The organism is Vibrio sp. YT-16 (genome assembly GCF_033337405.1).
Taxonomy (GTDB): domain Bacteria; phylum Pseudomonadota; class Gammaproteobacteria; order Enterobacterales; family Vibrionaceae; genus Vibrio; species Vibrio alginolyticus.
In genome coordinates this window covers 1-17398 of sequence record NZ_JAWOQQ010000001.1, presented here as the reverse complement: position 1 = coordinate 17398, position 17398 = coordinate 1, and the positions used below count along the sequence as shown (strand labels likewise).

Annotated in this window: 15 protein-coding genes; 10 read left to right on the top strand and 5 right to left on the bottom strand. The window is 44.2% G+C overall.

Translation table 11 applies throughout. The features are described from left to right. Positions 1 to 131: 131 nt before the first annotated feature. The 3 genes from R7F07_RS00075 to R7F07_RS00065 all read right to left on the bottom strand — a co-directional run bounded on the left by R7F07_RS00075 (position 132) and on the right by R7F07_RS00065 (position 3789). Positions 132 to 1493, bottom strand: a complete 1362-nt coding sequence (locus R7F07_RS00075; RefSeq protein WP_171343065.1) for an L-serine ammonia-lyase — start codon at positions 1491 to 1493, stop codon at positions 132 to 134. A 97-nt stretch (positions 1494 to 1590) separates the two neighbouring features. Further along, positions 1591 to 2844, bottom strand: a complete 1254-nt coding sequence (locus R7F07_RS00070; RefSeq protein WP_005388284.1) for an aromatic amino acid transport family protein — start codon at positions 2842 to 2844, stop codon at positions 1591 to 1593. A 345-nt stretch (positions 2845 to 3189) separates the two neighbouring features. Next, on the bottom strand, positions 3190 to 3789 hold the full coding sequence (locus tag R7F07_RS00065; protein ID WP_005376901.1) for a CoA pyrophosphatase: 600 nt from the start codon (positions 3787 to 3789) through the stop codon (positions 3190 to 3192). A 231-nt stretch (positions 3790 to 4020) separates the two neighbouring features. On the opposite strand from R7F07_RS00065, the gene R7F07_RS00060 reads away from it, so the two are divergent. Then, complete coding sequence (locus tag R7F07_RS00060; protein ID WP_005388282.1) at positions 4021 to 4560, top strand: heme NO-binding domain-containing protein; 540 nt, start codon at positions 4021 to 4023, stop codon at positions 4558 to 4560. Positions 4561 to 4567: 7 nt separating this feature from the next. Then, a complete protein-coding gene (locus R7F07_RS00055; RefSeq protein ID WP_005376903.1) occupies positions 4568 to 6268 on the top strand; it encodes an ATP-binding protein in 1701 nt (566 codons plus the stop codon). Positions 6269 to 6580: 312 nt separating this feature from the next. On the opposite strand, the gene pabB is transcribed toward R7F07_RS00055, so the two are convergent. After that, a complete protein-coding gene (gene pabB / locus R7F07_RS00050) occupies positions 6581 to 7945 on the bottom strand; it encodes an aminodeoxychorismate synthase component 1 (RefSeq protein WP_085569799.1) in 1365 nt (454 codons plus the stop codon). A gap of 270 nt (positions 7946 to 8215) precedes the next feature. On the opposite strand from pabB, the gene R7F07_RS00045 reads away from it, so the two are divergent. From R7F07_RS00045 to R7F07_RS00010, 8 genes are all read left to right on the top strand, one after another. Then, the gene (locus R7F07_RS00045; protein ID WP_005376905.1) at positions 8216 to 9733 is read left to right on the top strand and encodes a fumarate hydratase; all 1518 of its coding nucleotides are present in this window, start codon (positions 8216 to 8218) and stop codon (positions 9731 to 9733) included. Positions 9734 to 9907: 174 nt separating this feature from the next. Beyond that, a complete protein-coding gene (locus R7F07_RS00040) occupies positions 9908 to 10093 on the top strand; it encodes a hypothetical protein (RefSeq protein ID WP_005376906.1) in 186 nt (61 codons plus the stop codon). 255 nt (positions 10094 to 10348) lie between these two features. Next, positions 10349 to 11725 carry a YcjX family protein gene (locus tag R7F07_RS00035; RefSeq protein ID WP_171343066.1) on the top strand — a complete coding sequence of 459 codons (1377 nt, stop codon included), beginning with the start codon at positions 10349 to 10351 and terminating at the stop codon, positions 11723 to 11725. Then, positions 11722 to 12762, top strand: a complete 1041-nt coding sequence (locus R7F07_RS00030) for a YcjF family protein (RefSeq protein ID WP_025767301.1) — start codon at positions 11722 to 11724, stop codon at positions 12760 to 12762. The genes R7F07_RS00035 and R7F07_RS00030 overlap by 4 nt, the downstream gene beginning before the upstream one ends. Before the next feature lie 100 nt (positions 12763 to 12862). Then, on the top strand, positions 12863 to 14407 hold the full coding sequence (tyrR, locus tag R7F07_RS00025) for a transcriptional regulator TyrR (RefSeq protein WP_171343067.1): 1545 nt from the start codon (positions 12863 to 12865) through the stop codon (positions 14405 to 14407). Between the two features lie 36 nt (positions 14408 to 14443). Next, complete coding sequence (gene rimJ, locus R7F07_RS00020) at positions 14444 to 15028, top strand: ribosomal protein S5-alanine N-acetyltransferase (RefSeq protein ID WP_025767303.1); 585 nt, start codon at positions 14444 to 14446, stop codon at positions 15026 to 15028. A 1-nt stretch (position 15029) separates the two neighbouring features. Further along, a complete protein-coding gene (locus R7F07_RS00015; RefSeq protein ID WP_005376917.1) occupies positions 15030 to 15617 on the top strand; it encodes an HD domain-containing protein in 588 nt (195 codons plus the stop codon). A gap of 13 nt (positions 15618 to 15630) precedes the next feature. Then, the gene (locus R7F07_RS00010; RefSeq protein ID WP_171343068.1) at positions 15631 to 16104 is read left to right on the top strand and encodes a DUF2947 domain-containing protein; all 474 of its coding nucleotides are present in this window, start codon (positions 15631 to 15633) and stop codon (positions 16102 to 16104) included. A gap of 43 nt (positions 16105 to 16147) precedes the next feature. Here the strand turns inward: R7F07_RS00010 and R7F07_RS00005 are convergent, their stop codons facing one another. Further along, positions 16148 to 17110 carry an integron integrase gene (locus tag R7F07_RS00005; protein ID WP_054577706.1) on the bottom strand — a complete coding sequence of 321 codons (963 nt, stop codon included), beginning with the start codon at positions 17108 to 17110 and terminating at the stop codon, positions 16148 to 16150. Between the last annotated feature and the right edge of the window lie 288 nt (positions 17111 to 17398).

The following is a 17398-nucleotide window of genomic DNA, read 5'->3' as shown; positions in this document are numbered from 1 at the left end:
CATAATATTTGGATATATTCAACGTTTTAGGTTTTTTTTTACTTGTCCTGATAACGTATTCTCCTAGGTTTTTTGGGTATAAAAAAACCCGAGCATAAACTCGGGTTTTGATTGGTATTCAGAAAGTCGTATTAGCAAATCACTTTGATTGCTAGACCACCTTGAGATGTTTCGCGGTATTTCGCGTTCATGTCTTTACCTGTTTCTAGCATGGTTTCGATAACCTTATCTAGAGAAACAGTTGGAGCTGAAGAGCGACGTAGTGCCATGCGAGTTGAGTTGATTGCTTTTACTGCCGCAATACCGTTACGCTCGATACATGGAACCTGAACCTGACCTGCAACTGGGTCACACGTTAGACCTAAGTTGTGCTCCATCGCGATTTCTGCTGCCATACATACTTGCTCTGGGCTACCACCCATAAGCTCAGCAAGGCCTGCTGCTGCCATAGAACATGCCACGCCAACTTCACCCTGACAGCCAACCTCTGCACCAGAGATAGACGCGTTGCGCTTGTAAAGACCACCGATTGCGCCAGAAGCAGCAAAGTAACGGATGTAATCTTTTTCAGTCACAGTTTGGATGAACTTATCGTAGTAAGCCAGTACCGCAGGGATGATGCCACACGCACCGTTAGTTGGTGCTGTAACAACGCGGCCACCTGCTGCGTTCTCTTCGTTTACTGCGAAAGCAAACATGTTTACCCAATCAACAACAGACATTGGGTCGTTTGTCGTCTTTTCTGAAGTAAGTAGCTGCTGGCGAAGTGCTGCTGCACGACGAGGCACGCGTAGTGGACCAGGCAAAATACCTTCTTCATTCATACCGCGATCCATACACTCGCGCATTGTGCGCCAGATGTTCGCGAAATAAGTACGAGTTTCTTCATCTGAATGAAGCGCATGCTCATTCTTCATGGTTAGTGCGCTGATGGACAATCCACTTTCGTGGCATTGGTTAACCAGTTCCTCTGCCGTTGTAAACGGGTAAGGTACTTTTACTGGGTTCTCAGCTTCTTTACCGAAATTTTCTTCATCAACGATGAAACCACCGCCGATAGAGTAGTAAGTTTTTGAGTACGCTTTTTCGTCTTCGATCCACGCGTGGATCTGCATGCCGTTTTCGTGTAGCTCTAGGTTTGTTTTGTGGAAGTTCATTCCACCTTCACGTGGGAACGATACTGTGTGACAGTGCATGCCAACAGGAAGGCGTTCAGTTTCTTCTACACGAGCGATAAAGCCCGGGATAGAATCGATATCAACTTTCTCAGGAGTGTTGCCTGCAAGACCCATGATGATAGCAATATCTGTGTGGTGACCTTTCCCTGTCAGTGATAGTGATCCATAAACGTCAACGGTGATTTTAGTGATGTCGCGCAGTTTTCCCATTGCACGAAGATCATCAATAAACTCTTTACCCGCTTTCATTGGGCCTACAGTGTGTGAGCTTGAAGGTCCAACACCGATTTTATAGATATCAAAAACACTAATCATATCGATTACCTCAGAAGAAAGCCTCCCAAGGGGAGTTGGGAGGCTTAATTTTATCGTTATATTTTTGGATTAATCATACTGCACTGGGCAGAGATGATTAAAGAGCGCCGTAGATTACAGAACTAATTGCAGCAAGACCACAGATTGCTGTGAAAATTTGCACAGGTGCTGAAGTTTTGTACTTAGCCATCGCAGGAACTTTTTGCATTGCGAAGATTGGCATCAAGAATAGGATTGCCGCAATCATTGGTGCACCCATTGTTTCAATCATACCTAGGATGCTTGGGTTAACGATAGCAACGATCCAAGTTGTGATTACAATGAAGATTAGAGACATCTTCTCGATCTTGCTTACTGGTGATTTTGAACGAGATTTCACTAGACCAACTAGACCTTCGTGCGCACCTAAGAAGTGGCCAAAGTAGCTAGAGGTGATCGCTGCGAAAGCAACCAATGGACCCATGTAAGAGATCAGTGGAGATTCATGCACGTTTGCTAGGTAAGAGAGAACAGAGATATTTTGCTCTTGCGCCGTTGCTAGTTGCTCTGGAGACAGAGAAAGTACAACAGAGAAAACGAAGAACATAACAAAGCCCATCAGCATCATTGCTGCGCCACCAGTGATAGCGTCAGTTTTCTTAACTGCGTCATCACCATATACACGACGTTGCTCTTTAGAGAACTGAGAAATGATTGGGCTGTGGTTGAAAGAGAACACAATAACAGGGATTGCTAGCCAAACGATAGCTGGCATTGCACCCCAGTCAGGTGACACTTCCATCATTGAAGTGTTCCAACCAGGAATTAGGTATACAGACAGTGCTAGTAGGATGAACACGAGAGGGTAAACCATTGCTGAAGTTGCTTTCAGCATAAGCTCTTTACCGAATACTACGCCTGCTGTCATTGCAGCAATAAGTGCACCAGAAAGTAGCCAGCGAGGAATAGATTCCATGCCCATTTGGTTAACTAGGAAAGAGTCAACTGTGTTTGTGATACCAACACCGTAGATAAGTACGATTGGGTAGATAGCGAAGAAGTAAGCGAACGTAATAAGGTTTGCGCCAGTCTTACCAAAGTGCTCTTCTACTGTGTCGGTGATGTCCGCTTCAGGGTTTTTCGCAGAAAGAACGAAACGAGCTAAAGATTTGTGTGCGAACCAAGTCATTGGTGCTGCGATTAGGGCTAGGATTACTAATGGCCAGAAGCCACCTGCACCTGCTTTAATAGGAAGGAACAGTACACCTGCACCTACTGCCGTACCAAAAAGGGACAGACACCAGGTAAAGTCTTTGTAAGAAAACTTACTAGACGATTGTGCGGTAGAAACCGCAGAAGTAGTTGTATTCATTTTTTAGTTACTCATTTTGGGAACAGGAAATAAGTCGGGAGTAATTTTGCAAGATTTTACACTAGGAAAATTAGATCTAAATCATTTATTGCTTACGCTTATTGAATGATATGTCAAAAACCTGCTTTTTATCACGAAAATGATGTGCTACTCGTGATTTCTGCTAATGAGTAAAATTAGAAAAACTTATCAATAGGGCTGTTTGTATAAATTTATTTCACCGCAAGCGTTTGCGGTGAAAATGGAAAATTAATCTAATGTGAATGAATGTTTATGAAGCAACGTTTTATTAATATTGATGCGCATAATGATCGCGCCTATAAAAGCACCGATATCAACAACTGTTTAATGTGAAATAATATGTTTTTGCATTGATTCGATAATTTGTGCCGTCATGCCCCAGATGAAATGCTGTCTATATGGGATAGCAAATACACGATGACTGCTTCTTTTTAGGTCAAATTTGGTGCTATACAATTTTTTGGGGTTCAGAATATGGTTGGCAGGAACCTCAAAAACTGACTCTACTTCATTTGGGTCAATATGCGTTTTATATTCCGGAGAAACAAAAGCCAAAAAAGGTGTCACATTAAACTGACTAATCGTTGGTAGTGTAGGCAGTTGACCAAACACATGAATATGCTCATCTTCTATCCCAACTTCTTCTTTGGTTTCTCTTAAAGCGGTATTCACGAGCTGAATATCTTCCTGCTCATATTTGCCACCGGGAAAGCTGATTTGTCCCGGATGATGGCGTAAGTGGGCTGCACGCTTAGTCAGAATGACTTGTAACCCGTCATCGCGTTCCACAAAACCGATTAAGACTGCCGCATCTCTCAGGGACTTTTCTTTCATCCATTTCAGTCGTGCAAGGGACTCTTTGTGGTAGCCCGTTGGAAGCCGAAATTGAAAGTTCTGTAGTAAATGAGTTTTGTCGATAACCAAACTGAGTCCTTATTTATCGTGCCTAACCATTATTTATTATACTCAAAGACGGCAAAGCGTATGGCGTTATCGTTACTGGTTACCAAATAAAACATTCGCATTAAAGCACTCGCCAGCACTTTCCCTCTTTGTGTTGTGTGTCTCACTCTGCTTGAACATATTAATTTGAAACTTATAAGGTTATACACCATTCTTTATTTTAGGACGTCACTATAGGACAAGTATTGGCCAATGAAAGGGATTATTTTCACCGAGTTCATGGAGTTAGTAGAAGAGAAATTCGGTCTTGATGTGTTAGACCAAGTTCTCGATCTTTCTAACGATGAAGGTGTTTACACCGCTGTTGGTAGTTACGATCACAAAGACTTGGTTAAGTTGATCGTGAATCTCAGTAAAGTATCTGGTGTTCCCCCCGAGCAACTGCAAGAAGTGTTTGGAGAGTGCGTCTTTTTGAATTTACTTCGCTCCATTCCTAGTCACGCCAGTTTGCAACAGTGTGAAACGACGTTTCAATTTGTTCGCCATGTTGAAGACTTTATTCATGTCGAAGTTAAGAAGCTCTATCCTGATGCTAACCCTCCGCAATTTGATTTCATTAGTGAAAATCAATCCCAATTGGTATTTGACTACCACAGCGCAAGATGTATGTCTCACGTATGCTTAGGATTGATAAAAGGCTGTGCTGCGCATTTTGGTGAGGTAGTTCATATCAAACATCAAAATCAGTCAGAAGATGGTAGCAAAGTACGTTTTTGGTTAGAGGCTCAATAAGAACGATATGACGGGAAGTTCCTCATTAGAAAGGAAACTCAAACGAGAAGTTGCATCAAGAAAAGCAGCTGAGCAGCTGTTGGAACAGAAAAGCTTAGAGTTATATGAATCCAACCAGCAACTCAGTGTTGCATTGAAAAAGCTGGAGCTGAAATCTAAAAAGGATCTTCGTAAGTTTGAGTTTGAAGAGCAAATTGATGCGACGTTGATTAAGTTCGGTCGTACTTTTTTATCGAGCACGTTCGATGAAGCAATGATAGCGAGCTTTATTGAGCAGCTCACTTCTAACTCGATCATTTCTGCGGCTTACTTGTTTCTTGACGCTACAAAGCTGAGCTCATTGCGTCGTCATCACTTTGGTCACTTACAGCTTCGTCATAACAACGAGATTTTCACCACTCCTAATTGGCAGGGAGAGAATTTGCATTTGCCAGTTATCATTGATGGGGAAACGGTTGGGGAGTTGATTTTCTCCGTGTTGCAAGATCAAATCGATCAGTCTTTTATTTCCAAACAGATGGAGCTCGTGTCTGACTTAGTTCATGGTGTTATTGGTCGACACTTAAGTTTAGAGCGAGAGGTCGAGCTGAGAAAGCGGGCTGAGGAATCAGAAAAAGCGACGAAGGAGTTTGTCGCCATGATTAACCATGAGCTGCGAACTCCTCTCAATGGCGTATTGGGTAGTGCGGAGTTATTGAGTCGAACCCAATTAGAAGAAGAGCAGCGTCAATACTTGAGCAATTTGACTCAATCAGGGGACTTATTGAGAGTTATCATTAATGATCTTCTTGATTTCAGTAAGATGAATGCCGGTATGATGGAAATCATACATAAAGTTTTTGCCTGGGAGGAGCTTGAAAAAGCCATCATGGGTGTATTTGCAGCTAAGGCTGCTGAAAAACGCATCCATTTCTCTATCGACAAAAAGCTGGGTATTCCAGAATTTTTAGTCGGTGACTTAGAGCGCATTACACAAATTTTGGTTAACTTGGTGGGAAACGCGATTAAGTTTACTCACTTGGGTGGCGTCGTGTTACGGGTGGAATGGCTTAACGGCACGGCTTATTTTGAGGTTGAAGACACTGGTATTGGCATCCCAATAAAAGCACAGCCGTCACTATTTGATCCATTTGTCCAAGTTGATCGCTCGGCGAAACGCAGCTTTGAAGGCTCAGGTTTAGGTCTCGCGATTTGTAAAAACCTTGTGGATTTGATGCAAGGTCAAATTAGCTTTGAAAGTGAAGAGCGCAAAGGGACAACTTTTAAAGTTGCTATTCCTCTTGAGGAAGGGCAAGCACAAGGCACAGCAGAGGGGGAATTGGTCACCATAGAGCGAAGCGATTTAGCAGGACGCTCAATATTAGTGGTTGATGACATCAGAATGAATCAAGTCATTGTTACTCAAATGCTGAAAAAACTCGACATCACACCTGATTTAAAAGCCAACGGCAAAGAAGCATTAGAAGCGGTGAAAAGTAAAGACTACGAACTGATATTCATGGACTGCCGAATGCCTGAAATGGATGGTTATGAGGCGACGATGTATCTGAGAGAGCGTGGCTTTACTCATCCTATTATTGCATTAACCGCTGGCACTACCATCGAAGAGCGTCAAAAGTGTATTGATTCAGGCATGGACGACATCCTCACTAAGCCGTACACCGCAACCGATATCGAACAGATTATGTGTAAGTGGCTTGAGCAGTAGACGCTGCCTTTTAAAAAAGAATTTTTGTTGGCCAACGGCTAAAAGCTAAAGTACATGCAAATAAAACACACTAAAAAACGCACCACACTGGATAATGCCGATCATTTAACGATGTTTTTTGGGTCATTCTAGCGAGCCTTGGCGAGACTAAGAATCTAGTAGCAGCACGATGAGCGGGTAATGAAACAAATTTGACCACAAAGTGCTTGAATAGAAGAACCTGTATCACGCTCCTTCGTCGTTGTGCAGGGTGATGAGATACAGAAATATGCCACTCGCTGTTAAACGAGCGGCATTGTCCGCTTTTGAAACCTACGATTGCAGCGCTGGCAAAATCTTTGAAAGCTTATCCAACGTTTCTTGATACTCAGAGGCGCAATCGCTATCTGCCACGACGCCGCCGCCAGCCCAAGCGTAAAGTTTGTTTTTTTCCGCGACAAGAGTTCGGATGGTAATGCTGGTGTCCATACGACCATGGCGTGAAATATAGCCAATACTGCCGCAATACGCGCTGCGTCGATGCGGCTCCAGTTCTTCAATGATCTGCATTGCGCGAACTTTAGGAGCGCCCGTAATTGAACCGCCTGGAAAACACGCTCGCAGCAAATCCGCAGGAGCGTATTGTTCATCCAAACTTGCACGAATGGTGCTCACCAAATGATGCACGGCAGGGAAGCTTTCAATATCGAACAACTTTGGCACGTGAACGCTACCCGGTGATGCAACCCGACCAATATCATTACGCAGCAAATCGACAATCATCAGGTTTTCTGCCTGATCTTTTTCCGCTGTCTGCAAGTCATGGGCATTAGCGTTATCTTGCTTTGGATCTTCGCTGCGTGGGCGAGTACCTTTGATTGGTTTTGTTTCAATGACGCGATCTTTGAGCTCTAAAAAGCGCTCTGGAGAGATACTCAAAATCGAAGACTCAGGCATACGGATAAACGCTGAGAATGGCGCTTGGTTGGCGGACTCCAATTTCAGATACGCTTGCCACTCGCTGCCTTGATACGGTGCGTTAAAGCGCTGCGCCAAATTGATCTGATAACAGTCACCGCTCAACAAGTATTCTTGCACCTGGTCAAAGCGAGTGGCGTAGCTCTCTTTCGTCATGTTTGACTGCCAAGCACCAGACAAAGCGAAGTCAACGGTTTGTTCTGCTTTTTGCTCGTTTAACCACTGCCAAGCTTGCTCGATATTCTGACCAACTAAGCATGCTTTTTTTAGCTGGTGGTCAACAACAACGGCCCATTCATACAGACCTACCGCCATATCCGGCGTGTTGAGGTCCTTTTCTGCCACTTCTGGCATCGTTTCTACGCGGCGACCTAAATCGTAACTGAAGTAACCGAGCGCACCGCCGACAAAAGGCAAATCCAATTCTTTATTTAACTCTACGTGAGGAAGCCACTGTTCTTGCAACTGATGAAGCAGCGTGAATGGGTCATCTTGAGTTGAATAGGCATTCGATGGCGTTTCAACTTGTGTGTTGTCGGCAGTGGTTTCTAACGTTGCAATTGGGTTGGCAACCAATACATCGAAGCGGCTATCGATATGCGTTTTTGATGCAGAACGCAGCAACATCGCCCAAGGCTGGTGTTGAATGCGAGAAAAAAGGTGAAGAGCAAACTCTGGTGCGTATTCCAACGCTTTAAAATCAATGAATTGATTGTCCATGTTGTTCATTTGTGTAATTTGTGACAAAGAGATCGTTCACTGCATGGCATGTCATGGGCAGCAAGAGTATCATATTCCTCTGTGTAGCCAAACTCCCTCTATTCATAGGGTTTTGAGATGGTTTACAAGTAGGCAACTTCAGCATTTCGTGTGTCGATATCAGCCGTTCGACAATTGTTTATAAAAAACGAAGCTCAAAAGAGCAATAAGCTCAACAAACACGATTGAAGCCAAGCCAATAATGGAAGCATAACTATAACGAGGCATGTAATGACGGTAATACGCAAGCAGGATGTGATCAGCAGTGTCGCTGATGCGCTACAGTATATTTCTTACTACCACCCGCTAGACTTTGTTCAAGCTCTTGAAAAAGCCTATCACCGCGAAGAGAGTCAAGCCGCGAAAGACGCGATTGCTCAGATCCTAATTAACTCCCGAATGTCCGCAGAAGGTCACCGTCCAATTTGTCAGGATACTGGTATTGTGACGTGTTTCGTCAACATCGGTATGGGCGTGCAATGGGATTCGACCGACATGACGGTTCAGCAGATGGTAGATGAAGGTGTTCGACAAGCGTACACGAACCCTGATAACCCGTTGCGTGCGTCAGTACTTATGGACCCTGCTGGTAAACGTATTAATACCAAAGACAACACGCCTGCCGTCGTACATATCAACATGGTTCCGGGCGATAAAGTTGAAATTCAGATCGCTGCGAAGGGCGGCGGTAGCGAAAACAAAACTAAGATGGTGATGCTAAACCCATCTGACGATATTGCTGAGTGGGTAGAAAAAACGCTACCAACAATGGGGGCGGGCTGGTGTCCTCCTGGCATGCTTGGCATTGGTATCGGCGGTACGGCTGAAAAAGCAGCGGTATTGGCAAAAGAATCTCTAATGGAACACATCGATATTCAAGAGCTTATTGACCGTGGCCCACAAAACGCAGAAGAAGAGCTTCGTTTGGATATCTTCAATCGCGTGAACAAACTTGGTATCGGTGCGCAAGGTCTTGGCGGTTTGACGACTGTTGTCGACGTTAAAATCAAAACTGCGCCAACGCACGCGGCTTCTAAGCCTGTTTGTTTGATCCCGAACTGTGCGGCGACTCGTCACGTGCACTTCACGCTTGATGGTAGCGGCCCAGCAGAGCTAACACCACCTAAACTAGAAGATTGGCCAGACATCACTTGGGAAGCGGGCGAAAATACGCGTCGCGTAAACTTAGATACAATTACTAAAGAAGAAGTACAAGAGTGGAAGACAGGCGAAACGGTTCTTCTATCAGGTAAAATTCTGACTGGTCGTGATGCTGCGCATAAACGTATTCAAGGCATGCTAGATAATGGCGAAGGTCTGCCTGAAGGCGTAGATCTAAACGGTAAGTTCATTTACTACGTAGGCCCTGTTGATGCAGTTGGTGATGAAGTCGTTGGTCCTGCTGGCCCAACAACATCTACGCGTATGGATAAATTCACCGACATGATGCTAGAAAAGACCGGCATCATGGGCATGATCGGTAAAGCTGAGCGTGGCCCTGCAACGGTTGAATCTATCAAGAACCACAAAGCGGTTTACCTAATGGCTGTCGGTGGCGCTGCGTACTTGGTGGCGAAAGCGATCAAGAAAGCTCGCGTTGTCGCATTTGAAGATTTAGGTATGGAAGCGATTTACGAATTTGAAGTTGAAGATATGCCAGTAACAGTGGCTGTCGACTCAAATGGTGTTAACGCGCACCAAATTGGTCCAGACACTTGGAAAGTGAAAATTCAAGAGATGGAAGCATAAGGCAAAGGGCAATCTTGCTGCGTCTCAGTAGAGAGAATGTGACAAGGTGCTGATTTACCTAGCAAACAATTGACAAAAGTGCAGCGAAACCTGCACTTTTTGTCTATATAATTAAGGATATAAACCTTTAGGCATAGCAATCAAACGTTATGCGAACAATAATTAGGAGACGGCATGCCTCGTTTTATTCAGATTCTACAAATTATTCTTGCTGTAGTGATAGGTGGCTTTGTTGGCTATGACTTGATTCTTCACGGTATCAGCATCTTTGATGAAAAGTACGTGACCATCACATGTGTGTTGTGGTTGATTTTGGAAATCGCTCTATTTGTTATCTATAAGTTAATCGAAGACGACTAGGCTTAAAGAAAGCGGGTTCCTGTTTAACATAGTAATCAGCGCATATAGAGTTACTAATGCTGTAGATTAAGTAAGCCTCTGAACCACTCAGGGGCTTTTCTTTTTTAACACAGCATTAAGCCGGATGTTTTGTTCATCTTTTATTAAGGTATATAAAGTTAAACTCATAGAATTCGGGATAGAACAGTATTCATAGATCGAAATTCGAAGTCGCTGACAACGTTGTTTTAAAGTGGAGTAAGATAAAGAAGCGTAATGAAGAGAATAAAGAAAGAAGTTAATGACTTTATCAACAGAGGTATGGACTCTAATGTTCGAATTGCTGTCACCGGACTTTCTCGTGCCGGTAAGACGGCATTCATCACGTCATTAGTGAATCAGCTTCTTCATACTGCAACCCATGACAATTTGCCTCTTTTGACTGCGGCTAGAGATAAGCGCCTTATTGGGGCGAAGCGTGAGCCTCAATCGAATATGATGGTGCCAAGCTTTGCTTACGATGAGGCGATGAGCCAAATTCATGCCACTCCACCTCAGTGGCCAGTACCGACACGTGATGTGAGTGAGATTCGCTTAGCGCTCAAGTACAAACCAAATAAAACTACGAAAAAGCTGTTGAGTAAAACCGCAATTTTAAATGTTGATATTATCGACTATCCAGGAGAGTGGTTGCTCGACCTGCCTTTATTGGACATGGACTTTGCAACGTGGTCGCAAACTCAGTTTGATGCACTTAAAGGCCAGCGTGGCGATTTAGCCAAAGCTTGGCTTTCTGAACTGGAGAAAGTGGATCTCTTTGCAGAAGTGAATGAGAAACTACTTGAGAAAGTTGCACACACATACACAGAGTACCTTCATTCTTGTAAAGACTCTGGCCTTCATTGGGTTCAGCCTGGCCGCTTTGTATTACCTGGTGAGCTAGCAGGCGCGCCGGTGCTACAGTTTTTTCCGTGTCGTGCTGATTCGGAAAGCAAAGCGCCCAAGGGCAGTAACTTAGCGATGCTAGAAGCCCGTTTTCAGGAATACCAACAGAAAGTAGTGAAAGCGTTTTATAAGCATCATTTTGCGACCTTCGATCGCCAGATTGTACTGGTGGATTGTTTGCAGCCTCTCAATGCCGGTGATGAAGCGTTTTACGACATGCGCCAAGCGCTAGAACAGATCATGCATAGCTTCCGCTATGGTCGTAGTAGCTTTTTGCGTCGTTTGTTCTCACCAAAAATCGACAAAGTGTTGTTTGCTGCTACAAAAGCGGATCATATCACGCCCGATCAGCACCCAAATTTGGTGTCTCTGCTCCAACAAATGGTGCATCCAGCATGGCAAACGGCAGCCTACGAGAATATTGAGATGAGCTGCATGAGTATCGCTTCCATCCAAGCAACCACGACGGGGTTTATTTCCTCTGGAGATAAGACCATCCCGGCGTTACAAGGAACAACATTGGGTGGTGAGCCGATGACTATGTTTCCCGGAGAGGTGCCGAAAAAGCTATCAAATGCAGCTTATTGGCAAAACAACGGGTTTGATTTTACGTCGTTTCGTCCGATGCCCTCACCGAATGATGAGCCAGTGAAGCACATACGCTTAGACAAAGCACTGGATTACCTGATTGGAGATAAATTGAAATGAGTGAGTTGAAGCAAAAACAAGTTTTCTCTGAAAAGGTAATGGAAAAAGATCAGCAATCGAATCAACCGGAGTTGACGGCGCAGCAAACATTCGGCGAAAAAGAAACATTTGTACCTGTTGAAGTTAAAGAAGCGCACCAGGAGACCGAACAGGAATTGCAACTCGAGCATGTCATTCGTCCAAAATCGGGCAGAAAATGGCTCGCGACTGGCGCATTTGCAACTTTTGCTGGTTTGGTTGGCTGGCAAGCGTTGGACTCGGTTATAACCGCAATTCAGGCTTCTGATTGGCTGGCCTTAAGCTGGACGGGGTTTATTGCTGCGATCGCTTCGCTTGGTTTAGGAGCTATGGGTAAAGAGCTTTGGAAACTGCGAAAACTACGAAATCATTTTAGTGTTCAAGAAGAAGCAGAAGCACTTGTTAATAGTGAGAGCGTTGGGAAAGGGAAAGCCTTTTGCGAAACCGTAGCAGAACAAAGTGGTGTGATGGCAGAGAATCCGGGCTTTGATCGTTGGCAGAACAGTATTAACCCTGCTCATAGTGACGCTGAAATTCTTGATATGTATGACTCGATGGTGGTGAGCCAACAAGACAAGTTGGCAACGAAAATCGTATCACAGCACGCAACCGAGTGTGCGGCCCTAGTCGCCGTGAGCCCTCTGGCTGCCGCTGATATGTTGCTGGTGGCTTGGCGAAATTTCAAAATGATCGACAACCTCTCCAAGGTATATGGGGTAGAGCTAGGTTATGCATCTCGCATCAAGTTACTAAAAGCGGTATTTGTCAATATGGCGGCGGCTGGTGCCAGTGAGCTCGCTATTGATGCCAGTATGGATTTGATGTCGATGGATCTTGCTGGCAAAGTTTCTGCTCGTGCGGGGCAGGGGCTAGGTGTTGGTATTCTAACGGCACGTTTGGGCTTGAAAGCGATGACCTTATTGCGTCCACTACCCTGGTATCCTGACCGTCAGGTTAAGTTGGGCACCATACGCAAGGCAGTGGCGGCGAAAGTTGCATCAATTACGATGAAACCGTAACGAATATCAACTTTGATGGATAGGATTGCTTGACGCCATTCCAAGCATGATAGAAACTACTGTCAACTTTTCCTGACAGTTGTGAATTGGGATATTTTAAGTGCGTCTTGAAGTCTTATGTGAAGATCGACTCGGCTTGACCCGAGAACTGCTCGATATTTTAGCGTCTAAAAGCATCGACTTGCGTGGTATCGAAATCGATATTAGCGGTATTATCTATTTGAATTGCCCGGATATTGATTTTGATACGTTTAGTGAGCTGATGGCTGAAATCCGCCGTATTCCGGGGGTGAAAGACGTACGTAAAATCCAGTTTATGCCGATGGAGCGCCACAATACGGAGCTGCTCTCGTTAGTTGATAACTTGCCCGATCCTGTTTTTGCCATTGATCTTAAAGGTGCCGTAGACATGGCAAACATGTCTGCACTTTCATTGCTTGGCCTTCACAAGCAAGAAGTGATTGGTACTCAAATCGGTGCTTTGTTACCAAGTGTTCGTTTCTCTCGTTGGTCTGAGGGTGTGAATGGCCGAACACGGGAAAACCTTGTGATTGAGGGCTTGGACTATGTTCTAGAGTTGATGCCCGTTTATATCCGAGACGAAGCGCAAAACTCGACTCTAGCGAGTACTCTAATGACGATTCGCTCTAGTCAGCAAGTTGCCAGAATTCAAGAAGCGCTACCGCTGCATAACCCTCTGGGTTTTGAGCACTTTGTTGGTATATCGAACCGTCATAAAGCACTAATGAACCAAGCTAAGAAGCTGTCTGTGCTTGACCAACCATTGTTGATTGAGGGCGAAACGGGGACCGGTAAAGAAATGCTTGCTAAAGCTTGCCACAGCCGTTCTAGCCGCGCGAGCAAGCCATTCCTAGTTTTGAGTTGTGCTTCGATGCCTGACGATGTAGCAGAAACCGAACTTTTTGGTCATGCGCCGGGTTCATTTAATCATGAACAAGGCCACAAAGGCATCTTTGAGCAAGCAAATGGCGGGACGGTATTTCTTGATGAAATCGGTGAAATGAGTTCGCATCTTCAAATCAAGCTGTTACGTTTTCTACAAGATGGTAATTTCCGTCGTGTCGGTGCAGAAGATGAGATGCATGTCGATGTTCGTATCATCGCTTCAACAAAACATAACCTTGCCGAGCTTTCTGAAGCAGGAATGTTCCGTGAAGATTTGTATTATCGTCTCAACGTACTTACGCTCAGCATTCCTCCGTTACGTAAGCGCTCAAACGACGTTGCACCATTGCTTGAGTTGTTTGTGGCGAAACATGCGCAACAGCTTGGGATTGATAAGCCAGAGTTTGATGATGGTCTAGTTGATGCCCTTGCAAATTATCAGTGGCCAGGAAACATGCGCCAGCTGGATAACATGGTTCTTCGAGCGCTCACGGAAATGGATGGTGATATACTAAACGCGGGTCACTTCAATTTACCTCAGCCTCAGTCAGTCGGCGCTGGTAGTGCAACGCTTAACATCGACGGTTCTTTGGATGAGATCATGCGTGATTATGAATCTCAAGTTCTGGAACGTTTGTATCAGTCATTCCCATCAAGCCGTAAGCTTGCTAAGCGCTTAAATGTATCGCATACCTCAATCGCTAATAAACTGCGTGATTACGGTATCCGTAAGAATTAATCGAATTGAACGAAAAGACGGAATTAATCATTTGTAATGGAAGATAACAGCTCATCTATCGCCGTTCATATGTTGGACGGTGACTTGCTTCTTCGTACCGCTGAAATCGGTGACGCAGATATGATTGCCGAATATTTTCAAGCGAACCGAGAATACCTGAAACCGTTTGAACCGAAACGTGAAGAGGCTTTTTTCTCAGTGAACGGTTGGTTGCAAAAGCTTATCAAGCTCAATGAGCTGCATCGAATGGGATTGGGGTATTATTGCCTTTTAGTCAGAGCCTCTTCGGGTGAAATGCTAGGTACGATATCCTTTAGTAGTTTGAGTCGTTTTCCTTTTTATTCTTGTAACGTCGGATATTCTCTCGCTGAAAAAGCGCAAGGGCATGGTTATATGCGTCGTGGATTAACCATGGCTTGCGACTACATGTTTAACGTTCAGAAACTGCATCGTATTCAAGCTGGCTACATGCCTCACAATAAACGCAGTGAATCTGTGCTAGAGCATGTAGGGTTCAACCGAGAAGGGTATGCAAAAGATTACCTTTTGATTAATGGTGAGTGGCAAGACCACGTTCTAACGTCGCTTATTAATCCGAATTGGCAGCAAGAAGGGCGATAGTATGGAACGATTGGAAAAGCAGTTAGCACTTGTAATCGAGCTTGATAAACTCAAAAGCATTTTGCGCCGAACTCGAGTTAAAAGTGCTGAAGGGCGCCTCGAAAATAGTGGTGAGCATAGTTGGCATGTCGCACTGATGGCAATATTGATGGAAGAGCATGCGAATGCACCTGTTGATATTTGCCGAGTGATGAAAATGTTATTGATACATGACGTAGTAGAGATCGACGCGGGCGATACCTTTGTTTATGATACTGCTGCGTCTCAAGAGCAAGCAGAAAAAGAAATTAGAGCTGCAGAGCGCTTGTTTGGTATGTTACCCAGCGATCAGGAGCAAGAGCTATTGGCGCTTTGGCATGAATTTGAAGCCGCGCAGACCGATGATGCTAAGTATGCAAAAGCACTCGATCGGTTAATTCCAATGCTCTTGAACTACCATAATAATGGTCAGAGTTGGAAGGAACATGGTGTCTCACGCGAACAAGCACTTACCATTAATAAACGAATTGAATTTGGCTCTGTTACCTTATGGGACAAAGCGAAAGAGTTGATTGAAGAAGCCACAGAGAAAGGTTGGCTGAAATCGTAATAAAGGAGACTGAATGTCTTATTTGCCTTTGGACGAATACCAAAGAAAATGGATTTTTATGCATCAGTCGATGCCTGTGCCAGAAGAAGATTTGGCTTTTATTAAGCCGATGAGCCAAGCCCGCTCAGCACAATTTTGGAAAGAAAATATCAGTGCTCAAAGCCCTGATATGGATAGACTAAGTTCCCAAGACTGGCCAATGAACGAGGCGAATTGGTCTGAAACTGTGGATTGGATGGCTGCGTGGGAGTCGGATGATCCTGACATGCCAGCGGAAGCTGAGGCACATATCGATTGGCAAGACGATGTAACCGTTTACTTTTGCTACGAGAAGTACAATGTCATCGAAACGAAATGGTCTATTTTTAAAAAGCACTGGAAGAACTTTCTCTTTTATGACGATGGTCCGATACTAATAGGACGTCGCCGTTCGCAAGCACTTTGGTTTGATTCAAAAGGCAATGTGAAACTCGGTGTTCGTCAATAACGAGTTGTAAAGCAAAGCCACCTTTCGAGGTGGCTTTGTTTTTCTAAAGGCTGGATAATGGACTCAACACACCGCCAGCCCCGCGCTCGATAACGTGAGTATAGATTTGCGTGGTTTTTACATCAGTATGCCCTAATTGTTCCTGAACAGTTCTAATGTCTGCGCCAGATTCCAATAAATGCGTGGCAAAACTGTGTCTTAGTGTGTGGCAAGTTACAGTTTTCTCAATACTTGCGTCGCTTGCCGCGCGCTTTACCGCTCTTTGTATTGCGCTTTCATTGATATGATGCCTTCTGAGTTCACCAGTGTCTCGATCTGCGCTTAACTTTGTTGATGGAAACAAAAAGTGCCAGTTAAAATCTAGCTCCGCTTTTGGGTATTTACGTCGTAAACCTTCAGAGATGTATACCCCCGCATAACCAGGCATGTGTCTATCTTTAAAATAGTAATCTCTTGCTAAATTAACCTGAGCTTTAAGCGGCTCATGTAGCTCTTTTGCTAACGTTACGGTACGATTTTTACCTCCTTTTCCTTGCCAAACACGAACTGCGCCATAATCATAATCGATGTCCTGAACTCTTAAGCGCAAACACTCCATGACTCGAAGCCCTGAGCCATAAAGCAGCTGAATATGGAGTTTATACCTCGGGTCGATATGTTGAACGAATCTTCGGATCTCCTCCCTGGTTAACACAACGGGAAGTTTCTTTTCGGTCAAGGATTTCTGAAATCTCATATCAAGTGATAGTGGGGTTTTAAAATAATCACGATATAAAAATGATATTGAGTTCAGCGCCAAAGCTTGCGTTTTTACCGCAACTTTTTCTTCTACCGCTAAGTAACTCAGAAATTGAATGACATCATCTTCTGCTAGTGTTGATGGGTGGGCGAGCTGGTGAAAAGTGATAAAACGTTTTATCCAAAATAGATAACTTTCGATAGTTTTATTCGCATAATGACGAGTAAGCATGTGCTCTTTTACACTAAGTAAAAACTGACTTTTCATGATAAATTAACCTGTTTATTTATACAGCTCCGTTAATGTATCACCACTTTTGAAATTAGCGTGCTGTGCGCCGCCTAATTGCGCGCGCCACCACACATATTCATACTGTTTTTCTATTTGTTTCATGCATATAAGTGCTACGATTGATAGCGCTTTTGATAAGAAAGAAGGCGGTAGCCTGCCAGAAAAACGGCAAATCGCCGTATAGAAAGCGTTAGATTAATTAGAAAATTGAGGTATAAATGAAACCAAAATCCGACAATCTTTTTCACTTCACTAGTAGTCTGG

What these genes read in the sequence shown, in the direction of transcription:
- R7F07_RS00045 (WP_005376905.1), top strand. Translation starts at nt 8,216, where the DNA reads ATGACGGTAATACGCAAGCAGGATGTGATCAGCAGTGTCGCTGATGCG.
- R7F07_RS00010 (WP_171343068.1), top strand. Translation starts at nt 15,631, where the DNA reads ATGTCTTATTTGCCTTTGGACGAATACCAAAGAAAATGGATTTTTATG.
- R7F07_RS00015 (WP_005376917.1), top strand. Translation starts at nt 15,030, where the DNA reads ATGGAACGATTGGAAAAGCAGTTAGCACTTGTAATCGAGCTTGATAAA.
- R7F07_RS00060 (WP_005388282.1), top strand. Translation starts at nt 4,021, where the DNA reads ATGAAAGGGATTATTTTCACCGAGTTCATGGAGTTAGTAGAAGAGAAA.
- R7F07_RS00075 (WP_171343065.1), bottom strand. Translation starts at nt 1,493, where the DNA reads ATGATTAGTGTTTTTGATATCTATAAAATCGGTGTTGGACCTTCAAGC.
- R7F07_RS00070 (WP_005388284.1), bottom strand. Translation starts at nt 2,844, where the DNA reads ATGAATACAACTACTTCTGCGGTTTCTACCGCACAATCGTCTAGTAAG.
- R7F07_RS00055 (WP_005376903.1), top strand. Translation starts at nt 4,568, where the DNA reads ATGACGGGAAGTTCCTCATTAGAAAGGAAACTCAAACGAGAAGTTGCA.
- R7F07_RS00040 (WP_005376906.1), top strand. Translation starts at nt 9,908, where the DNA reads ATGCCTCGTTTTATTCAGATTCTACAAATTATTCTTGCTGTAGTGATA.
- rimJ (WP_025767303.1), top strand. Translation starts at nt 14,444, where the DNA reads ATGGAAGATAACAGCTCATCTATCGCCGTTCATATGTTGGACGGTGAC.
- R7F07_RS00005 (WP_054577706.1), bottom strand. Translation starts at nt 17,110, where the DNA reads ATGAAAAGTCAGTTTTTACTTAGTGTAAAAGAGCACATGCTTACTCGT.
- R7F07_RS00035 (WP_171343066.1), top strand. Translation starts at nt 10,349, where the DNA reads ATGAAGAGAATAAAGAAAGAAGTTAATGACTTTATCAACAGAGGTATG.
- pabB (WP_085569799.1), bottom strand. Translation starts at nt 7,945, where the DNA reads ATGGACAATCAATTCATTGATTTTAAAGCGTTGGAATACGCACCAGAG.
- R7F07_RS00030 (WP_025767301.1), top strand. Translation starts at nt 11,722, where the DNA reads ATGAGTGAGTTGAAGCAAAAACAAGTTTTCTCTGAAAAGGTAATGGAA.